At 48.6% G+C, this 21,577-nt stretch carries 16 protein-coding genes, 1 pseudogene and 1 riboswitch; of the genes and pseudogenes, 13 read left to right on the top strand and 4 right to left on the bottom strand.

All coding sequences use genetic code 11. From position 1 onward, the window contains the following. The first annotated feature begins 70 nt into the window (after positions 1 to 70). Positions 71 to 910 (top strand): MerR family transcriptional regulator, encoded by an 840-nt coding sequence (locus ACFWUL_RS08480; protein WP_416176986.1) that lies wholly within the window; start codon positions 71 to 73, stop codon positions 908 to 910. A 282-nt stretch (positions 911 to 1,192) separates the two neighbouring features. On the opposite strand, the gene ACFWUL_RS08475 is transcribed toward ACFWUL_RS08480, so the two are convergent. Beyond that, positions 1,193 to 1,519 carry a hypothetical protein gene (locus tag ACFWUL_RS08475; protein WP_297020782.1) on the bottom strand — a complete coding sequence of 109 codons (327 nt, stop codon included), beginning with the start codon at positions 1,517 to 1,519 and terminating at the stop codon, positions 1,193 to 1,195. 291 nt (positions 1,520 to 1,810) lie between these two features. Between ACFWUL_RS08475 and ACFWUL_RS08470 the strand changes: the two genes are divergently transcribed. The 4 genes from ACFWUL_RS08470 (at position 1,811) to ACFWUL_RS08455 (ending at position 5,069) form a co-directional block, all read left to right on the top strand. Next, positions 1,811 to 2,302 (top strand): helix-turn-helix domain-containing protein, encoded by a 492-nt coding sequence (locus ACFWUL_RS08470; protein ID WP_416176985.1) that lies wholly within the window; start codon positions 1,811 to 1,813, stop codon positions 2,300 to 2,302. Positions 2,303 to 2,308: 6 nt separating this feature from the next. Further along, the gene (locus tag ACFWUL_RS08465) at positions 2,309 to 2,875 is read left to right on the top strand and encodes an IS630 family transposase (protein ID WP_416178124.1); all 567 of its coding nucleotides are present in this window, start codon (positions 2,309 to 2,311) and stop codon (positions 2,873 to 2,875) included. Between the two features lie 251 nt (positions 2,876 to 3,126). Continuing rightward, positions 3,127 to 4,077, top strand: coding sequence for an ABC transporter substrate-binding protein (locus ACFWUL_RS08460; protein ID WP_416176984.1), 951 nt, complete (start codon positions 3,127 to 3,129; stop codon positions 4,075 to 4,077). A 2-nt stretch (positions 4,078 to 4,079) separates the two neighbouring features. Beyond that, the gene (locus tag ACFWUL_RS08455; RefSeq protein WP_416176983.1) at positions 4,080 to 5,069 is read left to right on the top strand and encodes an ABC transporter substrate-binding protein; all 990 of its coding nucleotides are present in this window, start codon (positions 4,080 to 4,082) and stop codon (positions 5,067 to 5,069) included. A 326-nt stretch (positions 5,070 to 5,395) separates the two neighbouring features. Here ACFWUL_RS08455 and ACFWUL_RS08450 read toward each other — a convergent pair whose 3' ends face one another. Together ACFWUL_RS08450 and ACFWUL_RS08445 are read right to left on the bottom strand one after the other, a co-directional pair. Next, positions 5,396 to 6,493, bottom strand: a complete 1,098-nt coding sequence (locus ACFWUL_RS08450; protein ID WP_416176982.1) for an ABC transporter ATP-binding protein — start codon at positions 6,491 to 6,493, stop codon at positions 5,396 to 5,398. Continuing rightward, positions 6,493 to 7,530, bottom strand: a complete 1,038-nt coding sequence (locus tag ACFWUL_RS08445; protein WP_416176981.1) for a FecCD family ABC transporter permease — start codon at positions 7,528 to 7,530, stop codon at positions 6,493 to 6,495. Before ACFWUL_RS08445 ends, ACFWUL_RS08450 begins: the two co-directional genes overlap by 1 nt. 444 nt (positions 7,531 to 7,974) lie before the next feature. Here ACFWUL_RS08445 and ACFWUL_RS08440 point away from each other — a divergent pair, with 444 nt between their 5' ends. The 8 genes and pseudogenes from ACFWUL_RS08440 to ACFWUL_RS08405 all read left to right on the top strand — a co-directional run bounded on the left by ACFWUL_RS08440 (position 7,975) and on the right by ACFWUL_RS08405 (position 20,728). Beyond that, positions 7,975 to 9,918 carry a TonB-dependent receptor plug domain-containing protein gene (locus tag ACFWUL_RS08440; RefSeq protein WP_416176980.1) on the top strand — a complete coding sequence of 648 codons (1,944 nt, stop codon included), beginning with the start codon at positions 7,975 to 7,977 and terminating at the stop codon, positions 9,916 to 9,918. A gap of 93 nt (positions 9,919 to 10,011) precedes the next feature. Further along, the gene (locus tag ACFWUL_RS08435) at positions 10,012 to 10,782 is read left to right on the top strand and encodes a carbon-nitrogen hydrolase family protein (protein ID WP_416176979.1); all 771 of its coding nucleotides are present in this window, start codon (positions 10,012 to 10,014) and stop codon (positions 10,780 to 10,782) included. After that, a complete protein-coding gene (locus ACFWUL_RS08430; protein ID WP_416176978.1) occupies positions 10,776 to 12,074 on the top strand; it encodes a nitrogenase component 1 in 1,299 nt (432 codons plus the stop codon). The genes ACFWUL_RS08435 and ACFWUL_RS08430 overlap by 7 nt, the downstream gene beginning before the upstream one ends. Further along, positions 12,064 to 13,329 carry a nitrogenase component 1 gene (locus tag ACFWUL_RS08425; protein ID WP_416176977.1) on the top strand — a complete coding sequence of 422 codons (1,266 nt, stop codon included), beginning with the start codon at positions 12,064 to 12,066 and terminating at the stop codon, positions 13,327 to 13,329. The genes ACFWUL_RS08430 and ACFWUL_RS08425 overlap by 11 nt, the downstream gene beginning before the upstream one ends. A 725-nt stretch (positions 13,330 to 14,054) precedes the next feature. Next, positions 14,055 to 15,518, top strand: a pseudogene (locus ACFWUL_RS08420) (ISLre2 family transposase). 146 nt (positions 15,519 to 15,664) lie between these two features. Next, positions 15,665 to 15,770, top strand: a riboswitch (cobalamin riboswitch). A gap of 137 nt (positions 15,771 to 15,907) precedes the next feature. After that, positions 15,908 to 16,273, top strand: a complete 366-nt coding sequence (locus tag ACFWUL_RS08415) for a hypothetical protein (RefSeq protein ID WP_288781178.1) — start codon at positions 15,908 to 15,910, stop codon at positions 16,271 to 16,273. 47 nt (positions 16,274 to 16,320) lie between these two features. Then, on the top strand, positions 16,321 to 17,262 hold the full coding sequence (locus ACFWUL_RS08410; RefSeq protein ID WP_416176976.1) for a hypothetical protein: 942 nt from the start codon (positions 16,321 to 16,323) through the stop codon (positions 17,260 to 17,262). Between the two features lie 1,279 nt (positions 17,263 to 18,541). Beyond that, positions 18,542 to 20,728 (top strand): YadA C-terminal domain-containing protein, encoded by a 2,187-nt coding sequence (locus tag ACFWUL_RS08405; RefSeq protein WP_416176975.1) that lies wholly within the window; start codon positions 18,542 to 18,544, stop codon positions 20,726 to 20,728. A 204-nt stretch (positions 20,729 to 20,932) separates the two neighbouring features. Here ACFWUL_RS08405 and ACFWUL_RS08400 read toward each other — a convergent pair whose 3' ends face one another. Continuing rightward, positions 20,933 to 21,388: a hypothetical protein gene (locus ACFWUL_RS08400; protein WP_416176974.1), complete on the bottom strand. Its 456-nt coding sequence runs from the start codon at positions 21,386 to 21,388 to the stop codon at positions 20,933 to 20,935. Between the last annotated feature and the right edge of the window lie 189 nt (positions 21,389 to 21,577).

The following is a 21,577-nucleotide window of genomic DNA, read 5'->3' as shown; positions in this document are numbered from 1 at the left end:
TATAAATAATATATTCAATTAATTCTAATTTATACTGTATAGTGATTATACTGTCAAATGAGGATTGGCCATGCACAATGATGATTATTTTACAGCCGGGGAACTGGCATCCATCTTCGGCGTTTCCAAGCAGACCCTCCTGTACTACGACCGCATTGATCTGCTAAAGCCCGGTTTCGTAGCGGATAATGGATACCGCTATTATTCCATCCGCCAGTACCTGGAACTGGAAATCATCGTCAATCTCAGGCAGCTGGATGTGGCTATTCCCGATATCAGGCAGTATCTGTCTCACAGGGGCAGGGAACCTCTGGAAAAACTGCTGGATAAGAAATACCGGTGCTGCGAGGAAATCATTCGGAAAAGCCGGGCCCTGGAGCAGTCCATAGGCCATGTGAAACAGGCCATGGACTGGAGAGAAAAAAATGGCCCTTCCGATATTTCCATCAGCTGGCAGCCGGAACTTTATATGCATTGTGATGCCCTGGATAAAGGAATGTGTGGGAAGAAACGGATTGTCCGATATGCCAAAGCGTCCCGTGAATTGCTGGAACAGCATATAATCCTGGAAAAAAGGCTGGGCTGGGTGATGGATGCCGATTCCTATCTCCGGAAAGGAAACGTTATTGAGTCGGAAGCCTTTTTTGTACTGTATCCGAAAGAGGAAAAATATGAAGAGGCAGTCAACCATAAGATCCCTGCCGGCCTCTGCTGCCGTGTCATCCTGCAGGGAACTTTTTATACGGAAGGGGCGGTTATGAGAGATAGAATCCTTACCTTTCTGGAACGATGCCGCATGAAACCGCGGGAACAGGTCTATGTGCTGCCCATCAAGAATCACTGGTACACCAGGGACTGGCATGACTACGTAACGGAAATCTTTTTCCCCGTGGTACCGGACAAGGAATAGCAGAATGAAACGGCGCCGGGCCCTGGGATTTATCCCGAAAGGGCAGCAGGGCTCCTGGCTTCCCCCATTGGAAGAGAGACCGCTGAAACAGACCGAAGGTCATTGCTGCGGAATGATTGTCCGACCTGTAGCTGAAAGCCCAGGGTTTATGACTCTGTCCACTGTCATGCCATATTCCTGAAAGGAAATTATCAACCATATAGCAGGTATATACTTATGCCCCATCCTGGTGCAAAAAAAGGCAGGAGCTTCTTTTGGAAACTCCTGCCTTTTTTAAAATACTCAGTCTTTCTTGTGACCGCATTTGCCTTCCCCTGTGCTGTGGAGGACCCGTTCAAAAATAGCATGTACCTCTGCCGAAGATTTACCTTCTTCTATGGCCTTATTGGCATGAATCAGGGCACTTTTGTATTTGGCATGGGCCGCATCATTGGGAATAGAATCGATATCCTTCGGATCAAAATTCATAATTTTCCTGAAGATTTCATGAATCTCTTCAGACGATTTTCCCGCCTTCTTCGCAGCCTCCACATGTCTCATGGCACTTTCATAACGGGCTTTTCCATGGGGATCCGTGGGAATTTTGAATTCAGGATGGTTTTTGCACATGATTGTTTGCTCCTTTCCAATTACATACTATTAATACTATAGACCATGTATCAGTTAGACAGTCAAGAGATGGGAAGAAAATAAATATAATTTGCAATATGATAAATAAATTATTAAAATAAATTGAGCTGATATATGCGATATTTCAGTATTGCGAGCTGTTAGAGTGAGCGGTTTGGCATGCTGTTGGACAGAGTCACTGGCACGGGGCTGCTATAGTAAACGACATTGATTACTTTACTTTAAATCAATGCATCTATGTGCTATACTTCAGTTGGAGGTACAGTACATATGAACAATCGAAAGTATCACACTGATCCGGAAGAACTTTTGAGACAAGGTAAGGAGATTATGTCGTCTACTGATGACGCCAGGTTCCATTTCAGAGTATTCTCCGTAAACATGGTTCTATCCGGTTTGCCTGCTTCCCAAATCAGTAAATTAGCTGGTGTAAGCAAGATGACAGTTTCATCCTGGGTAAAAATTGCTGATGAAAAGGGCTTTGATGCACTTAAATTAAAAGGGCACAAAGGCCGGCCCTCAAAGCTTACCGACGGGCAGTTAAAAGAAATCAAACAGATCCTTACTTCCGAGCCAAAACAATACGGCTACAATGTCTGGGATGGACCGAGCTTGTCTGACTATATCAGTAGTAAATACAACATTACGTTAAGCGTTAGACAATGCCAACGTCTATTTCACAGTCTGGGCTTTTCCCTTATCCGCCCCCCAACTATATCCATCCAAGGGATACGAAGATACGGATGCACGAATTGCCTTTAAAAAAAAATCGACGAAGTAAAAGCAGACAGTACCGCAATTCTGACATTTCAGGACGAAGTGCATTTCCAAATTCAGATTACAATTACACGTGGATGGTATGAAAAAGGCAGTGCACCTAAGGTGAAATCATTCCCGGCACGTTTCAAGTCTCCTTATAGTGGGTTTGTTATCCCAGAGACCGGAGAGTTATTTACGACAAAGCCGGAGAAATTCAACTATGAGACCACAATAGCCTCTATTCGTGAGTTCTTGGTTGCAAAACCGCTGCCGGAAGGCAAGCATTATGTTCTGGTAATGGACAATGCCCCTTGGCACAAAAAGGCCTATCGACTAATTGCTGTAGAAAAGCGGCCAGAATATGCGGATATATCAGATAAAATTACAATTTTGATGCTTCCTCCCTATTCACCTGATCTGAATCCAATCGAACAGGTTTGGCGAAAAACCCGCAGAGAATATACACACAATCGTTTCTTTGCAACCTTAATGGAACTTATGGAAACAGTTGAAAAAGCATTCGAGGCTTGGAAAAAACCAAATAATCAGCTTCGAACCCTGTGCAGCTTTAAATAAAGTTATTTTTGTCGTTCACTATAGCTTTTAGCTTCTAGCTGCTAGGAAAGCTGTTCCGCCTGCGGCGCTTCCCATCCGGTATTTCCGCCAGTCATTCTTGCCGTAGGCTGTAGAGCTTTCCTAGTTGCTAGCCGCTAGCAGCTAGAAGCCCTCGTGCGAATGACTCTATCCATCAGCCCCCTCATCAGCTCGTCAAACCGCAATAGTCATCACAATATAGAACTACAAAAATACACGGGAAGGATCTGTCAATGAAACGAATCTTACTTTTACTGGCGGTGGCCTGTATGATGTTTCCTTTATCGGGCTGCCGCCTTCCGAATATGGCAGCTGTGCAGCAGGAAGAAATGCATCAGGTGACAGATGGACAGGGAACGAAAGTGCTGATTCCCATTCATCCGAAACATATCGTTTCCATCGGTGTCAGTACCGATGATATACTGATTCCCCTGGTGGGGCCGGATCGGATTGCGGCCATCTCTTACCTGCCACCGAACCTGAAAAGTGAGGCTGCCAGGATTCCCGGACGCATATCGAGCTCCACAGAGTCTGTGATTTCCTTTCATCCGGACCTTGTGGTGGTAGCAGACTGGAATTCAAAGGATTACATAGAAGAAATCCGAGCTGTAGGCATTCCGGTTTATGTCTATCGTACACCGAAAGATGCAGAAGGCATGATTGGCCTTATCCATACGCTGGGAGATGTGGTCAATGAAAAGAATCGGGCGGACCAATTTGCAGGGGATACGGAAAAAAGGCTGGAAACGCTGCAAACATTCACGGCCGGGCTTTCCAAAAAATATAAAGCCGTCTTTTATGGCTTGAATGGTTTGTCCGGCGGAAAGGGGAGTACCTTTGAGACACTCTGCCAATGGGCGGGACTGGTGGACGGCGCAGCGGACTGGGGTATTGTGGCCAGTGCCGGCGGCAGCAGGGAAGCCCTTGTCAGTATTGCACCGGATATCATCTTTGTTCCCTCCAATGACTATACGCCAAAGGATTACAAAGCACCTGAAGCAAGCAGTTTTTTGGAGGATCCGGCCCTGGCAGATATTCCCGCAGTGAAAAACCATCGAATCTACGTGGTCGATGCGAAATGGATTATGAGCTATTCCCAGTTCATGGTGAATGCCATGGAAGATATGGCAAAAGATGCCTATGGCTATCAAATACCGGAGAATGCTGATGCATGGGAGAAATAAATATGGGAAGGAAAATTTTTCATTGGCTGGCAGGGATTTTTTGCCTGGCCATTGTCTGTCTGGCAGCAGGCTGCAGCCTGCCGGAAGCCAATCTGGGAGGAGTGGATGATGGCAGCGGCTATGATGTGGTGGACGACCAGGGAACGAGGGTCCATATTCCGGGTAAACCCAGGCGGATTCTGGCGGGGAACCTGGCTTTCGATACCATGATACTGGGCATCACCACGCCGGACCACCTGGTGGCGGTGAATATACTGGACCGAGATCCTCTGGCCTCCTTCATTTCAGAAGATGTGAAATCGGTGAAACTGACTTCCAGGAGTCTGACAGGAATTTCTCTGGAGACCGTGGTCAAAGCGAAGCCGGATGTACTTATTCTGCCGGATTGGAACAGCAAAAATGATATCGATATGTTCCGGAGCCTTGGCTATGCGGTGGTGGTACTGAAAGGACCATCTTCTGTGGAGGATGTCCGTCATGATATCCTCCGGATAGCCGAAGTGCTGGGAGAGACAGAGCGGGGCCGGAAAGTGGTCAAAGAAATGGACAGGCAGTTGGCGGAAATCGATGAGACCCTGTCGAAGCGGACGGATAGGGAGCCCGTGGGACTCCTTGTATCCCAGATGACCTCCTGGGGTGGGCCGGGTTCTATTTATGATGAGCTGGCCCGAAGGGCCAGGGTGAAGAATGGCATTGCCGAAGCGGGACTGGTGAACGGACAGGAACTGACAAAGGAGGGAGTCTTGAAGGCAGATCCTGACTTCTTCCTTGTGTCTGCTACCAGGGATGGGAGCCCTTCCAGATTTCAGAAAGAGTGGTTCCATGATCCTTCCATGCAGCACATGAAAGGCATCCATCATATCATTGCGCTTCCAAACCGGTATATTTACTGTGCCTCCCAGAATATCCCCGACGCCATCAGGGCCATAGCCAATGCAGCCTATGGGCCTGTCTTCGATATGTCCCAGGAAAAGCTGATCCGTGGGTACTGATAAAAAATAAAGGGCACCGTGAATCCGGAAAATGGATGACACGGTGTCTTTTGCCTGTAAGAGTATCGCGATATTTTAGTTTGTCGAGTCGTTGGGACGACGCTGATGGATAGAGTCATTCGGGCGGGGGCTTCCAGCTGCTAGCTCCTGGCTTCTAGGAAAGCTGGCCAGCCTACGGCACGAATGACTGACGGAAATACCGGATGGAAGCGCCGCAGGCGAATCAGCCTTCCTAACAGCTAGCCGCTAGAAGCTAGAAGCTCCATTCGGATGACTCTACCCACCAGCACCGAACACCAACAGCTCGTCAAACCGCAATTGGCTGATTACAGCTTTCCCTCATCAATTTTTTGGAGGAGGGATTCCCGGTTCATGTCTTTTTCCCAATAAACCGGTATTGTTTTCGGCAATGGAGGAAATGCAGTTTTACCGCAGGCCAGGACGGCATCGAAGGCTGCAGCCGGCTTTTCGGAAAAAGTCGAAAAGCTGGGAATATGGAAATCCCGGGCCGCTTCGGCAGCCAGGCTTTCTTTCTGAAGGGGTCCCCACTGGATTTCGTAGCCCGAAAGGAAGAGGTGCCGCATGAGAGTGATGGAGAAAATAGACGAACCCAGAAGCAGGATTGTTTTCTTTCGTTCCGGCTTTCGCTGGTAAGTGTACAGGGAGAGACGGTCTGTGATGGTATCCCTGTAAACCAGGGCATCCAGCTGGAAAGCTTCGCGGATATGGTCTTCTGTCAGCACATCATCCGGTTTCCCGTCGGCGATGAAATGGGAATGAGAAAGGAGCAAGAGACGGCTGCACCACTGGGCGGCCATCATGAGGTCATGACAGATCATGATAATGGTTTTTCCGTGGCCCGAAAGATGGCGGCAGAGCCGGAAAATCTGCTCCTGGTACAGCAGGTCCAGGGCCGCCGTGGGTTCATCCAGAAAAAGGAGGGGCGTTTCCTGGGCCAATACCTTTGCCAGAATAACCCGCTGTTTCTCGCCACCCGAGATGGTCTGGATCGGTTTATCCGCCAGATGAGAGACACCGGTGTAATTCATCCACTTATCCGCCACTTCCCGGTCATGAGAGCCTTCCTTCTGCCACCATTTCAGGTAGGGATAACGGGCAGAAAGCACAATTTCCCGGCAGGTATAGCCGAAGCTGATGCGGAAATCCTGCTGCATGAAGGCAATGATGCGGGCAATATCCTTTTCTGACAGGTCCTTTTCCCTCCGGCCATCAAAGGAAACAGAGCCTGAGGATCGGGGAATGAGTCCCCGCAGGGCTTTCAGAAATGTACTTTTCCCGGCGCCGTTGGGACCGATGATGCCAATGAATTCACCTTTTTCTGCCTTCAGAGTACAGTGGTCTAATATTGTTTTACTCCCTATGGACACGGAAATGTCCTCTGCGTCCAGTATATATTCACCCATCAGATACTGCCTCCTTTTCTCATTTTTCGAATCAGGAACAGGAAATAGGGAGCGCCGATGATGGCGGTCATGATACCTACCCGGATTTCCAGGGGCGGCGCAATAATGCGGCCCAAAGTATCGCAGAAGAGGAGGAAGAATGCCCCCACCAGGGCGGATACCGGGATAAGGAGACGGTGGTCCGGACCGATGGTGAGACGGCTAATATGGGGTACCACGAGACCGACGAAGCCGATCATGCCGGAAACACAGACCGCTGATGCCGTGATGAGCGAGGCTCCCAGAAGAAATATCAGGCGGTACAGGAGTATATTCATTCCCATGGACCGGGCTTCATCTTCCCCTAAAGATAATACGTTCAAATGGCGGCCTAGAAGGGATAGAATGATGATGCCTGACAGGATGGGACCCACCGCCAGTTCCACATGCTCCCAGCGGCGATAGTCCAGGCCACCGACCATCCAGAAGAGAAATTCTTTCAAGCGATACTCATTCATAAAAGTGAGAAGTCCGTTTGTCATGGCACCCAAAAAGATACTGACTGCTACGCCGGCCAGAAGAAGGCTCATGGGCGGGATTTTTCCATCATGGAGCGTCAGGCACACGGCACAGGCCATGGCAAAAACAGCACCGCCCAATGCGAAGGCCGGCATGTAGTACATGGAAACGGAAGTGAGACCAAGGAAAATACAGATGACAGCGCCAAAAGAGGAACCGGATGAAACGCCGATGATGCCGGGGTCCGCCAGGGGATTGGAAAATACGCCCTGCATCACTGCCCCTGCCGCTGCCAGGGCAGCACCTGACAGGATGGCAACCAGGATCCGGGGCATCCGGATATACCAGAATACCGCAGCCTGCTCTGGCGTCAGGGAATCCCCTGCAACGGAAATGCCAAGGGAAGAAGCAAAATCGTGAATCACCGAAGACGGAGGCACCGGAATCTGTCCTGCATGAAGAGGAAACAGGGCTGTCAATACCAGCAGGATACAGATAAAAAAGGTAAAAAGAAATCGCCCTCGCGTGGTGTGAATCATGTACAGGACCTCCAGAAATAATGAATTTTATGTTTGACAATATACTACCTATACACACTAGAATCTAATTATGCGCATATTCATTATTCATAATTTATGATTCTATATTAATTTTATTTATGCGATTTGTAAAGACTACTGCCGGAAAGGCTTCTTTCCTTCTGACAAGAGGACTCTCTTAAGACTAATAAAAACAGGCAGCAGGCCGTATTAGAAAGGGGAATCTCCGCAAAGGAAGCGCTGATTAAATCAAAATTCTGCAAATTAATCGGTGAATTTCCATGGAGATATGGGAAATGGGATAAACCGCAAAGGAGAAAACATCGTGGAAACATGGACACACGGATGAAACTTTCCCGCAGCGCTTATCATATATTTCATTTCTGTATTTTTGTTTAGCGGAATCGTTTCCGATACAGAAACGTTCCGAAGGAGAGAGTGTGTATGAAAAAAACAGCAGTAGTAACGGCGTCCGTGCTGGCGGCCCTTTTACTGGGGGGCTACACAGGGTTTGCAGAAGGTTCGGTCTATGAACTGAATCCTGTGGTCGTAACGGCGACAAGAACAGAAAAAACAAAACTTGATACGCCAGCAAATACAGATGTTATTAACCATGAGCAGATTGTTGAAAAGGGATATACCAATGCATTTGAGGCAGTACGAGATATGTCGCAGGCAAATGCCCACACGTATCAGGAAGATGGTGGGGATTATGGCGGCATGCTTTCCCGTATCCGCTTGCGTGGGATTGACAATGGCACATTGGTAATGGTAGATGGCAACCCGGTAAATTCTGTGAATTCTTCGTCATTGGCCAATGTTCCTGTTGACCAGATTGAGAAGGTGGAAGTGGTAAAAGGATCGAACTCTGTCCTTTATGGACCGCAGGCCATGGGTGGTGTCATTAATATTATTACCAGAAAACCGAAAGCAGGAGATCCGACTACCGGTAATGTATATGGCAGCATCGGAAACCGCTATAAGGCAATCGGAACGAATGTAAATACAGACCGCTTCAACTTTGGCATCAAAAAATCATGGACTGGAGATTTAAATAATGTAGCCCATGCTGGGACAACCGGTACCGGCACAGCAATCAACCTGAAAGACCGGAATGCGCTGCAGTTTTATGCGGCTGCCAGAATAACCGATAAATGGAGTGCCACCTACAGTCATACGGAAAACAAAACACATTGGGAAACAGGCTCTTTTGTTAAATACATTCCCCATATGTACTACCTGGGCAAAGTAGACACTAAGAGAAATACAGTAGGCCTTACTTATAATGATGAGGAAAACGGCTGGCGCGGCGTTATTGGATACAATAATCTTCATGTTGTCAGCCGCTATGATAAATCCTATCCCAAACAGTATGGGGATGCAGATTATAAAGGATATAATTTCAATTTTGATTTACAGAAAAAATTTAAATTCCGTGATGACAAAGATTCTCTGGTTCTGGGGACAACCATTAACCATGAAAACTGGAATGTTGTCAACGCCGGATATAAGGTAGATAAAGTCAATACACGAAACAATTACTCCCTCTATGAATCCTATGACCATCAGTTTACAGATAGATACAGTATGATTTTTGGGCTTCGCGAATACTGGATGAGTAAGTCTGATTATCAGGATAGTGATTTCCAGCTTTTGCCGCAGTTACAGGGATTGTATAAACTGAATCGGAAGTCATCTCTCTACTTCAATGTTGGTAAATCTTTTGAAATGCCGTCTTTGGATGTCGGTTTCTACAAGACCCATTTTGAGGGACCAAATCCGGACCTGAAACCGCAGTCCAGCTGGTCCTATGAATTTGGTTATAAATATGTTGATGATATCCGCACAGTAACAGCCGATGTTTTCCATATGGATGTAAAGAATAAATGGGCATGGACAAAAGCCAGTGATGGAGTGACAGATTTACTTGTGAATAGAGCCAAGTACAAGAATGATGGGGTGGAAATTAACTATACCCAGAAACTGAATCAGAACTTTGATTACAATCTCGGCTTTACAATCCAGGACCCGAAATCCAAGGCTGACTCTGATAGTGAATGGGTACAGGATACAGCAAAGTATATTCTGAACACAGGCGTTAACTATCATCGGGGGAAATTCATGGCTGATTTCCATATTTTCTCTTACATGAAACGTGAAAATGCGTATTACACAAGAGCAAAGAAATATACAAGTGCTAAAACTCCGGCAGATCATCATTTGAAAGACTCCATGGATGCCACTTTGTCTTTGTCTTATAAGCCAAATGATGTGGACACATTCCGCCTGGCAGGGTACAACATTTTTGACAGGCATGATGTTTTGAATACGTATGAGTATTATTGTACGCCAGCCAATTACGTATTTACCTATGAACGCCGGTTCTGATCATGCATGTCTGAGATTCAAATACAGTAAATATAAAACTGGGGCGCATCTTGTATGTGCCTCAATTTTATAGGCAGAAAAGGCAGGTGTTCTATGAGAATCGCATTACTTCATCTGAATCTTGCAGCAGGACCTCGGGAGAAAAACGAAAAACTTTTGCTGGAGGCTGTAGAAGGGGCTGCAAAAGAAGGGGCCACTGTCGTTGTGACGCCGGAAACGGCACTGGAGGGGTACTATTTTTATGAAAGAAATAAAAATGCCCTGGGAAAAGTACCGGTCCATGATTCCGAGGAATTTCTTCCTTTTCTCAGACTGGCAAAGGAGATGGGGATCTCTATTTTCCTCTCAGCTGTGGAAAAAATGCCGGATGGCAGGGCCTACAATTCCTGCTTTTTCCTTTCTCCCCATGGAGAAGAAAGAGGGGTGCATCGGAAGATGTATTCCCCTCAGATTGGTGCCGAGGAATGGATCACTTTGGGAGACCGGATTCACCTGTTTCCGGTCGGTGCTATTAAGGCAGGGCTCCTGGTATGTGCCGATGTGTACTATGAAAAACCCTGCATCGCCATGAAAGAGGCAGGGGCAGATTTGGTTTTCGTCTCGGCCGCCTGGCCGCCGGCGTCCTGCTGCCCGGATCCGGTGGCGGTATGGAGGAACGCATCCATTCGCTGCGGCTGCCCGGTTATTGTCTGCAACCAGACGGGAAAATATGAAAAGATGGATATGACCATTGGGGATAGTGCCATCCTTTCGGAAGGGAAATGCGTATTTTCTTATCATGGAAATCCGTCTATGATTCTGTTTGACTGCGATCGGAAGGACCATAGAATCGACTTCCATCATTTTGAGGTGATACCATGCTGAGACAATCTGAGCGGAAAACGACCATGTTCTGCAACCTGGGCACCGCCTATTATTCAGTGTCCTGCAATCCTGGGGCAGCGGTGATTATGCATACACCGAAAGCCTGCTCCCATCTGGCCTTTGAAGGGCACTGGATGATTCGGCGCCGGGCTTACCTTCGAGAGCCTTCGCTGGTGATTCCTGATGGAAACCGTCTTTTCGTGACCGGCATTACCGACAGGGAGGCTATATTTGGAGGAGAAAAGATTCTGCGCCAGTGCCTCATGGATGTATCCCGCCTCCCCTGGGTGCGGTACATGGTGGTGGTATCCGGTTGTACGGCCGGGGTCATAGGGGATGATGTATCGTCTGTGTGCCGGGAAGTGGAGGAGGAAACGGGAATCCCCGTACTTCTGGTACCGGGGGCCGGGTTTATGAGCAGGCACCATGTGGAAACCCAGGTGGACCTTCTGACACTTCTGATAGACCGGTTTTCAGGAAAGGAAAGAATCCGAGAGAAAAAAGAACACCTGGCGGTTCTCTTTGGCGAGAACCGGGGCACTGCCAACGAAAATAACATTGCCGAAATCACAAGGCTCCTGTCCCTTTTTGGATTTAACAGAGTCCTGTTTCCGCCGAACTGCATGACCGTCGAAGATTTCAGGGAAATCCCTAAGGCTTCCCTGTTTATGGCTGTAGGCTTTTCCATGGACCATTTTAATGCGATGCAGGACTATACAAAATCCATGGCCAATCGGTACGGTGCGCCATGCTATCTCGGAAATTATCCCATAGGAGAGGCCGGTACCCGCCAGTTTGTGAGAGGCCTGGGGGCACTGCTGGGCATGGAGAACGAGGCAGAGGCCATCATAGACGGAGAAGAAAGGCGGTTTAAAGAAGTAGCGAAGACTACAGGAAAAGCATTGGCAGGAAAGAAGCTGGCCCTGGTCCTGGGATTTCCTCTCCGCTTCTGCCGTATCGAGAACCACCTGCTCACACTCATGAAGGCGGGCATGATTCCATCGGTTATCATCCTCCATAATGATCTGACTTCCAAAGAAAAGGAAGAGCAGGTTCACCATATCCGGGAATTTGAAGAACTGGCGGGAATTCCCATTGTGGATGGAGAGGATAAGGTCAGGGACTATGCGAAGTCCGTGGACATGGTCCTTACTACTACACCTATGGCGGGCATTCCGCACCAGCTGGGCATTTCGGTGCAGCAGGTGGGAATGGGAGGCGTGGAAAACCTCTTGGAAAAAGCAAAGGCCGCCATGACCGGTGGCGGAAGGAGAGTTATCTATGAGTTCTGAAACCATGAGTCGCTGGCTTCCCTGCCAGGGATACTGTGAAATGGCAGGCAGCGCCAATTTCTTTCTGAGCCTTTCCCGCTGCGCGGTCCTGGTCCATGGACCCCGGTGGTGCTCCTCCATTGCGGCAGCTGAAATGGCAGGGATTGAAAAGAAATATGAAAAGCAGTTCTACTGCAGCGAAGTGAGACAGCAGAACCTGGTCTTCGGAGCGGCCGATGAACTGACGGAAGCACTCCATGAAATAGCAGATGAACAGCACCCTGCCCTCATCGCACTCCTCACCAGCTGCGCCATGAGTCTCATCGGTGATGATATGGAGGGTATCTGCCGGGCCGCCGGGATTACGGCGCCCGTGGTTAGTTTAGACAGCGGCGGCCTTCGGGGACAGTTCATGACGGGCTATGAAAGGGGACTGGTCCGATTCCTAGAAACCCTGCCGCTGAAGGAAGAAGAAAAGGAAGAAAGGACAGTCAACATTATCGGCTGGTCCACGGCCTATCCCCTGTGGGAAGGAAACCTCCGGGAAATCCGGCGCCTCCTTTCCCTGGTGGGCATCCGGGTGAATGTGGTATTGGGAGAAGATGGACTGACCCTGGAAAAAGCGGCGGAACTGAAAAAGGCATCCCTGAATCTTGTACTCTATTCGGAACTGGGGGAAAAGGCTGCTCAATGGCTCAAAGAAAATGAAAACATGGACTATGCCATCCTCCCAGTCCCCTATGGCCTTGGGGAAACCCGGAAATGGCTGGCCAAAGCAGCCGCCCTTCTGGGGATGGCCCCGGACTTTTCAGAAATAGACAGGGAAACAGGAAGAAGGCAGGAACAGATCGACCTGGCCGTGATTCGTCTCAAATGGAATAACCGCATACTCCGTTTCGGCGATATATACGCCTGCCTCACCGAGGGCATGGCGGAAGGCCTCATCCCGGCACTGCAGGAAGAATTCCCGGACCCCGGAGACATCCACCTCCGCATCGAAGGCCCGGGAGAAGGAAATATAGAAGGCACCATTCCCTGGGAGCCCTTCGAACCGGTAAACGTGGCAAAGGGGGAACTGGCCCTGGTCCTGGGAAACAGCAACATCAGGAACGAAGCAGCAAACTACAGCCGATGCATCTACCGAAACTTCCTCATGCCCCGGGTAAACCTGTCGGTCCCGGAAAAATGCTATGTGGGTATCAAAGGCTGGCAGTACTTTCTCTCCGACATCATCGCCGACTTCTATACATTGGCCTATATGAACAGGAAGGAATGAGAACCCATAGATAGCAGCGAGACCTCGGCCACCCCGCTGGAGTGGTCGCGAATACGGGTTGCACAAATCATCATGAGTCGGTGTCAACCTCAGAGCGGTTGTTGAGCTGGTGATGCGTCTCAATCACATTTGTGATAATGGCACATGTTGACTCTATCCCCAACTCGTCATCTCGAGCGGTGGTAAGCGCCGTAATGATGTAATACATAAAAATAGAATGTGAGATAGAGTCGAGAAATCTCCCAGATAGGTGCTTCTGGCGGTCTTATAACGCTAAGCCCGTTTAAAAAGTCCGGTATCCCCGAACGCAAGAAAGATTTCGGGGCTCATCATAGCTTTAGCGATTCTAAAGATGCATTGCCACTTAGCATGCTGCCACCCGAGGGGAAGCGTGTCACTGGATTCTCAGTCGCCTGTAGCTCCTTACGAATCCAGTTCCCTTGCCACCGCTCGAAATGACGTTATTGGGGGCGGCCTCACATAGGGTTCTATACAAAAGTTATGATGTGGAATTACCACAAATATACTTGAGATGAATCACCAGACCTGGATTTGAGATCTTGCCCTCGATCTCAATCTCGACCTCGACCTCAGCTTCATTTCCTTAGTGTAAAATTTTACTCGGTAGGGGAATTTTTCCAGAAACAATAAAAGAGGAAAGCCTCCCCTTGAGTGGAAATGTTATAATTTCCGTGCACAAATAAAACAAAGAAAGGGCTTTCCTCATGGATATTATAACAAAAACTGGAGAAATTTGGAGTGAAAATGCAATTGGTGCAGTCATTTCTCTCATTAAGAAATCTGATGACTCTATCGAGGCTGAAAGGAAGCTAACTCATTGGCTCACTGAAATGAACTGTCAGCTTATAGCTATGGCCCTGGAGCGTATTGATGCCGAGCTGTATCAGATTTACAAGGCACAGGGGTGGCGTGTGGCGCGCCGGGACTCTAGGACGATTTACTGTCGCTATGGAGAGCTGACCTATGCCCGAAGACTTCTGCAGAAAGATGGGAAGAGCTTCTATCCCCTGGACCGCAAAATGGGCTTTGAACCCAGAAAGCACTACAGCCTGGGAATGATTGAGCGGATTGTCGAATCTGTCGCAATTACCACATCTCGCAGTGCCAGCGAACTCCTGCAAAGCCTGGCAGGGATTACCATCTCCCATCAGTCCGTTATCTCACTCAAGAATTATGCCGGTAAGAAGGCAAAGGCTTACGAAAAAACATTGGCAGAAGAGGAAAAGGTTGAAAAACTGACACAGCCGGAAATTATAGCGATTGAAGGAGATGGAATTGTACTCAAGAACAAGGAGAAAGGCGGCGTTTCGGAAGTGCACCGCCTCCAGGTATATGAGGGAGTCAGGAAAAATGGCAACAGGACAGAACTGGTAGGACTTCGCTGCTTTGCATCTACCAGCAGAAAAGAACTTTTTGCATTGGTAGCAAGCTATCTGCATGGGCACTATGACCTGTCTAAGACCACAGTGCTGTCGAATGGGGATGGAGGGTCCGGATACCAGTTTCAGGACTTTGAGCGAATGGTAGAAGGCTGCCTGGATCACCAGCACTTCCGCGACTGTTATCATGTGCATGAAAAGATCCGGACCCGGCTCAGCTTCTGCAACAGGAAACTGATAGACCGTATTATCCGAGAACTTCACCAGAGCGACGATATTATGAAACAGATTCCCGTATGGATGGATACTGCCCGGAGCTGCGCTCGAACAGAGGCGGATTTGGAGGCGGTAGACAAGCTGCAGAGCTATCTGGAGAGAAATGCTCCCTATATCCCCAGCCTGAGTCAGCGCGGCATCCATACAGAGATTTACCTGGGGACTGCAGAAACAAATCACCGGTTTTATAGCTATCGCATGAAGCGGCAGGGACGGAGCTGGTCCAGCGAGGGAATGGAGTGTATGGTTTGGGTATTGACCGCCCGGAAGAATAAAACACTTACAGCAGCTCTCCTGTACCATGCTAATGGAAAAAGCTACAAAAAGATGGATAGAGCCATGCACAAGGCTGCGGTGCAGGCAGAGCGTAAAATCGCCTAGAATGTCCGGAGTGAGGCGCAGAAGCGCAAAATGAGAAACTATAGGCCAGGATGCCTGGAGGGGCGTATAGGCGTTTATGGAGCTTCTTCTTCACCAATGGGAAGACTGGCTAGAGCTATACAGAAATACTGATAAAACCGAAGCCACGGAGATAGTAATTATCGACAGTCAAATGAATTACCGAGGAAAACTTGACACTTACCTTTTTGTATTCCTTACTTGACCACATGACCATCATATGGTTTATAATTATAAAAGTAAAAATAGGAAACATTTCGGGGAATCCGGTGGGAAGCCGGAGCTGTGCTGCAGCTGTATGGGGAGTTTTTCGATGGCAGTCCCTTCACAAGGGCATCGGGAGGCGGGGAACCGAGTCAGGGTGCCGGGATGTTTCCGGAAAAGAATCAGTACATTCGCATGGCACGGATTGGATGATTTAGGCTAATGGCTTTTTATATCCTTTTTCCGTGCTTTTTATGTGGTTACAGGCGCTCTTAGTGTAACAGGAAAGGAGTGGTTCTATGAAAAAATTATGTATATCCCTTCTGGTGGCAGCCCTGGTGATGGGGGCTTCTCCCGCTTGGGCGGAGGACGCAGCGGCGCCGCAGGCGGATCCGGCGGCTACCAATGTTTCTACGCCCTATCCCACGGTGGATGGAGTGCTTCCGGCAGAGCCCCAGCCTCCGGCAGGCGGGGTGAAGGATTACGAGAATTTCAAAAAATATGCGGATGCGGTGAATGAGTACATCAAAGCGGCACAGAAGTATATCGATGGAGCCACCAATGATGCCAATGACATCATCAACAAGAGAAATGAGGCGGTACAGAAAGCGCAGCATGTGGTGGATGTGTACAATGCAAGCATTCCGAAGGAGGAGAAAAAATAAATGACCGGCGGAGGGGATGCATATTGAAGCAGTCAGTGAGTCATTATATGATGCCGTATGACAGGGAAGAGGATATAAGAAAAATAATAACAGACCTCCATCTTGACGGCATTGAAAATCTGGTGTACGGGGAGGAGCCGGCAAAACATCCGGTACCCTCGCTCACCGTTGGATGCCATCTGGCCTACTGGCCGGACTGGATGAATTTTTATCTGGGGCGGAGCGATTTATATAAGAAGGACTTCCCTACAGAGAAGTCCCTCATCGACTATTTTGGAGGTACCACGGTGGAAGCCTGGGAGCGGCGGATCCGGAATAATATCCGGGCGGCGCTGGCAGAAAAGCCGGCGTACCTTGTGTGGCATGTGGCAGACTGCAGCGTGGAAGAAATCTGGACCCGACAGTTTCGCCACAGCAGCAAGGAAGTGCTGAAGGCAGCGGCAGAGGTGTACAGCGCCGTGGCCGATGAAGTCCCTTTATCGGTGCTTGTACTCTTTGAAAATATCTTCTGGCCGGGCCTCTATACCCTGAAGCCCGATGATGTGGACTACTTCTTCAACCGGCTTCCGGGGAAGAATGTGGGGATCATGCTGGATACTGGCCATCTCATGAACACGAACTGGAATATCCGGACCGAATCGGATGGAGCGGACTACGTCTGCCGTGTGGTGAACCGGCTGGGCAGTATGAAAAGCCTTATCAGGGGCATTCACCTGTCCTGTTCTATTTCCGCTGACTACCAGCGGACCCATGTGGGCCCACCGCCGGCAAAGATTACACCGGAAATCATTGGCCACCACATCATCAGCATCGACCAGCACCGGCCCTTTACGACGGATGCGGCGAAGCGGATCGTAGATACGGTGGAGCCGGAATTCCTGACCCATGAACTCTTCGGGCCGGACTTTTCCATACCGGTGGATAAGGTCACCATGCAGCGGAACGCAGCGTTGGGCATCGGCAGCGGCCGGATGGAGAAAGAAGGGTAACGGACAGAAATGCGAAACAGAAAGCGCCTTGCAGTGAGGCGCTTTTTCATTGCCTGAAATTCCGCTGAATGGGCAATTGGTATGAGCTGTTGTTTTTTTGCTTTTGGCATGCTGACGTGTAGAGTCACGAGCCTTGAGCAGTGAGCCTTCAGCCTTGAGCTGGATAGCCGCTATGCGGCGGGATTGCATGCTGAAGGGTGGTGTCATCAGGGGCGGGGCTGCTAGCTGCTGGAGTCTTGTCTCAATCACATTTGTGATAATGATAGTCTAATTATATGATAACTTGGTAATAGATTCGCAAGTAGAAACTACCCCTATAACGTCATTTCGAGCGGTGGTAGCATGCAAAGTGATTGTACAGGCAAAAATCGCTACAGCTACGATGAGTCGAGAAATCTTTCTTGCGTTCGGGAATACAGGGCTTTTTAACCGTACTTAGCGTTGTAAGACCGCCAGAGGCATCTATCTGGGAGATCTCTCGACTCTATCTCACATTCTATTTTTGCGTATTACATCATTTCGGCGCTTACCACCGCTCGAGATGACGAGTTAGATTCAGAGTCTGCAGTATTTAAAAACGGTACGCAACAGTAGTGATCCTTCTTTTGCCAACATTATTCATCATCCCAAATATGATTGAGATGACACACTAGCAGCCCCACCCCTAATGAACGCTATACTTTAGCACGCAAAACTGCCGCGCGGCGGCTATTCAGTTCAATGCTCAAAGCCATGCCTCCAATCGTCAGCTTGCAAAACCGTCCGTTCCATCAGCTTTATATACTGATATATGGAAGGGCCGGAAATTTTTCGCACATTGGTTAAAAAGGTGGAATTCAATGACAGGAAATTTATTGTAAATTCGATTTCAAGTATATACTTGTGGAGACTGATTTCCTGCTTCCATTCTGCATTATCAATAAAACAGGCAGTTGACATAAAATACAAAACGTACGTAAATCTATGTTTAATTAAATACTGATTATCTGAAAACGATAGGAGAATTCACATGAATAGTTTTCGATAGACACTGCTGAATTATCCCTATTTAAATTACATTAAATCATTAGAAATAGTGACAGTAATGACTTTAACACATAAATAAAAGTTAAGAAATATCTTTAGCATTGACTAAAACCGGGGGGGTAGTACTCTGGAACTAAGCCTAGTTTTTCCACCGCAGGTAGGAGAAAATTTCAGGGAGAATGTCCTATAGGAAAGATGCGTTTCCTGTTCCTGACGCAGATGGAAAAACAATTTATTTTTGGAGGGATACCATATGATTAAGAGTAAAAAATTATCTGGTCTCGTATTAGCATCCATGATTCTTGCGGGAGGCACCGTCTTTGGAGTCCAGCCGGCAGGGGCGGCTGATGACACAGCCCACCAGATTAATGAACTGCAGCAGGGCGTCAATTCCAACAGGCAGAGAATTACACAGCTGGAAAATGCACAGGCTGCATCTAAGGACTATTCGAAAGATATTGCCGCCAATACAGACGGAATCGCTGCCAATAAAAAAGCAATTGGTGATAACACGACAGCAATTGCTTCCAATAAATCGGCCATTGCAGCTGAAAAAACTGCCCGTGAAAATGGGGAAACATCCCTGAATGACCGGATCACCAATGTGAAGGAATATCTCCAGAAAGATGCAGCTGACACCTATGTAACAAAGGATGCTGCTGCTGTCCAGGATGGAGCTATTGTAAAAGCAAAAGATACGATTGGTAATAACGTAACCAACCTGGATGCAGGACTGGCAAAGGAAACGGCAGCCCGCATCGGTGCCGATAAGGCTCAGGACAAGGTCATCGAACAGGTGAACCAGAATGTGGCTACCGGTTTTGATAACATCAATAAGAACATCGGCACCATTACAACCCAGCTGAACCAGCAGGATGCCAATGAAGCAGCTGCTCGTGAAGCTGCAGATAAAACAGAAGCAGCAGCTCGTGAAAGCGGGGATAACGCCCTGAATGACCGGATCACCAATGTGAAGGAATACCTCCAGAAAGATGCAGCTGACACCTATGTGACGAAGGCTGATGCTGCTGTCAAGGATGGGGCTATTGTAAAAGCAAAAGATACGATTGGTAATAACGTAACCAACCTGGATGCAGGACTGGCAAAGGAAACAGCTGCCCGTATCGGTGCCGATAAAGCCCAGGATAAGGCCATCAGCACCATTAACACCAACATGGCCAATGGCTTTGACACCCTCAATAAGAACATCGGCACCATTACGACCCAGCTGAACCAGCAGGATGCTAACGAAGCAGCTGCCCGTGAAGCAGCAGATCAGAAACTGCAGGGCAACATTGATAAAGCTGTAAACGACCAGGCCGCAATCAATAAGAGCGTCCAGGATACGTTAAACAGCTCCGGCGCCGTGGCTTCTGCGGATGCAACAAAAGCAGCTAATGAGGCTGCAGCTAAAGCTAGTCAGATAGCTGATAGCATGAAAGACCGGATGGACGTAATTTCCGGTAACCAGGATATTACTTCCGAAAGCGACCTGATTAAGAAAGACCAGTCCATTGGCCAGAATCTTACGAATGTGGATACGGCCCTTCATAAGGAAATCGCAGCCCGCACTGCCGCTGATAAGACACTGCAGGACAACATTGATAAGGAAGCTAAAGCCCGTGCTAATGCAGATACCACCGAGACCAATGCCCGCACTGCCGCTGATAAGACACTGCAGGACAACATTGATAAGGAAGCTAAAGCCCGTGCTGATGCAGATACCACCGAGACCAATGCCCGCACTGCCGCTGATAAGACACTGCAGGACAACATTGATAAGGAAGCTAAAGCCCGTGCTGATGCAGATACCACCGAGACCAATGCCCGCACTGCCGCTGATAAGACACTGCAGAACAACATCGATAAGGAAGCCAATGATCGTGCAGCTGCCGTAACAGCTGAAGAAGCTGCCCGCACCGCTGCAGATACGAAGGAAGCCAATGAACGGACTGCTGCCGATAACGCACTGCAGACTGGCCTCAATAAGGAAATTGCAACCCGTGAGGATGCAGTAACCCGCCTTCAGAACCGGATCCACGATGTATCCAAGGAAGTGGACACCGTAGGTGCCCTGTCCATGGCTATGAGCGGACTCCATCCGCTGTCCTATGATGAGGGAGATGCCCGCTTCCAGCTGTCTGCTGCAGTTGGTACCTATGATGGTACGGAAGCTCTGGCTCTGGGTGGATTCTACCACTTCAACCATGACGCTCTCCTTTCTGTAGGTGTGGCTACGGACCTGGGCGCTGATGAACACCGTATGGGTGCCAATATCGGCTACACCCGGAGAATCGGTCATGGTGGCCGCGTGGTCAATCCGAGCGCCGGCACTGTTTCCGATATCATGAAGGATATCCAGGCTCTGAAAGATAAGCAGGCTGCTTTGGAAGAAGAAAATGACAATCTGAAGAAACAGCTGGCTGCACTCCAGAAATAATGGGTCCATGATTTGGAAATAAAGCTGAACTGAAAGAACTCCCATCACAGCAAGTGACTGTGATGGGAGTTCTTTATTTGGTAATTGGGGGGATGGTAAAGTTGAGGTTTAGCAGCTTAGAGCAGATACACCCCCTTCAGCCTTTGGCAGCTCCCCCAGAGGGGTAGCCAAGAAATTTGCTGTTGCTAAAAGTATCAATAATCCTCAGATAATTCTCAAAGCGTTGGGGAGGCGCACGTATTTCAGGTGCTCCGACATGTCCATGTAGAATTCTACGTCCGTGTAGAAGGTGTCCATGACTTCATGGAAGTGGGTACCCAGGTCTTCCTTGAAGGTGTATTCCAGGTAGTAGGGGGTCCAGCCGGCTTTCATGAAGAAGTATTTCATGGGGTTCAGTTCCGGCGGGCAGGTGAGGTGGGCCGCATCCAGCAGCTGTTCTCCTGTCACCCGGTCGAAGCCGAAGTAGGAGGCCATGGAGAGGACCAGCAGTTTCAGCTTGTAGTCCTTTTCTACCAGGTCCAGCACGTCCATATTGACGTAGAGATCGGAAGCGATGGAGCGGACTTCTTTTTCCCTGTCTTTGTATTCTTCTTCTGTCAGGGTGATGGGAAATCCGTTCTTCATTTCATAGAGCAGGCCTTTTTTCACTGTGGTATCCATGGGAATCCTCCTTTGTAATAAAATTGATGATTATCTATATAGATTATACCATAGATTGAGGTATGTGACTATTGCGGTTTGTCGAGCTGTTGGGTTTGGCGCTGATGGGTAGAGTCATTCGTGCGGAGCTTCTTGCTGTTAGCGGCTAGCTTCTAGGAAAGCTGGCCAGCCTACGGCACGAATGACTGA

This window comes from Dialister sp., assembly GCF_047832375.1.
In the GTDB taxonomy this organism is placed as follows: Bacteria; Bacillota; Negativicutes; order Veillonellales; family Dialisteraceae; genus Dialister.
The sequence above is the reverse complement of the archived record's forward strand: the minus strand, read 5'-3'. Positions and strand labels throughout refer to the sequence as shown.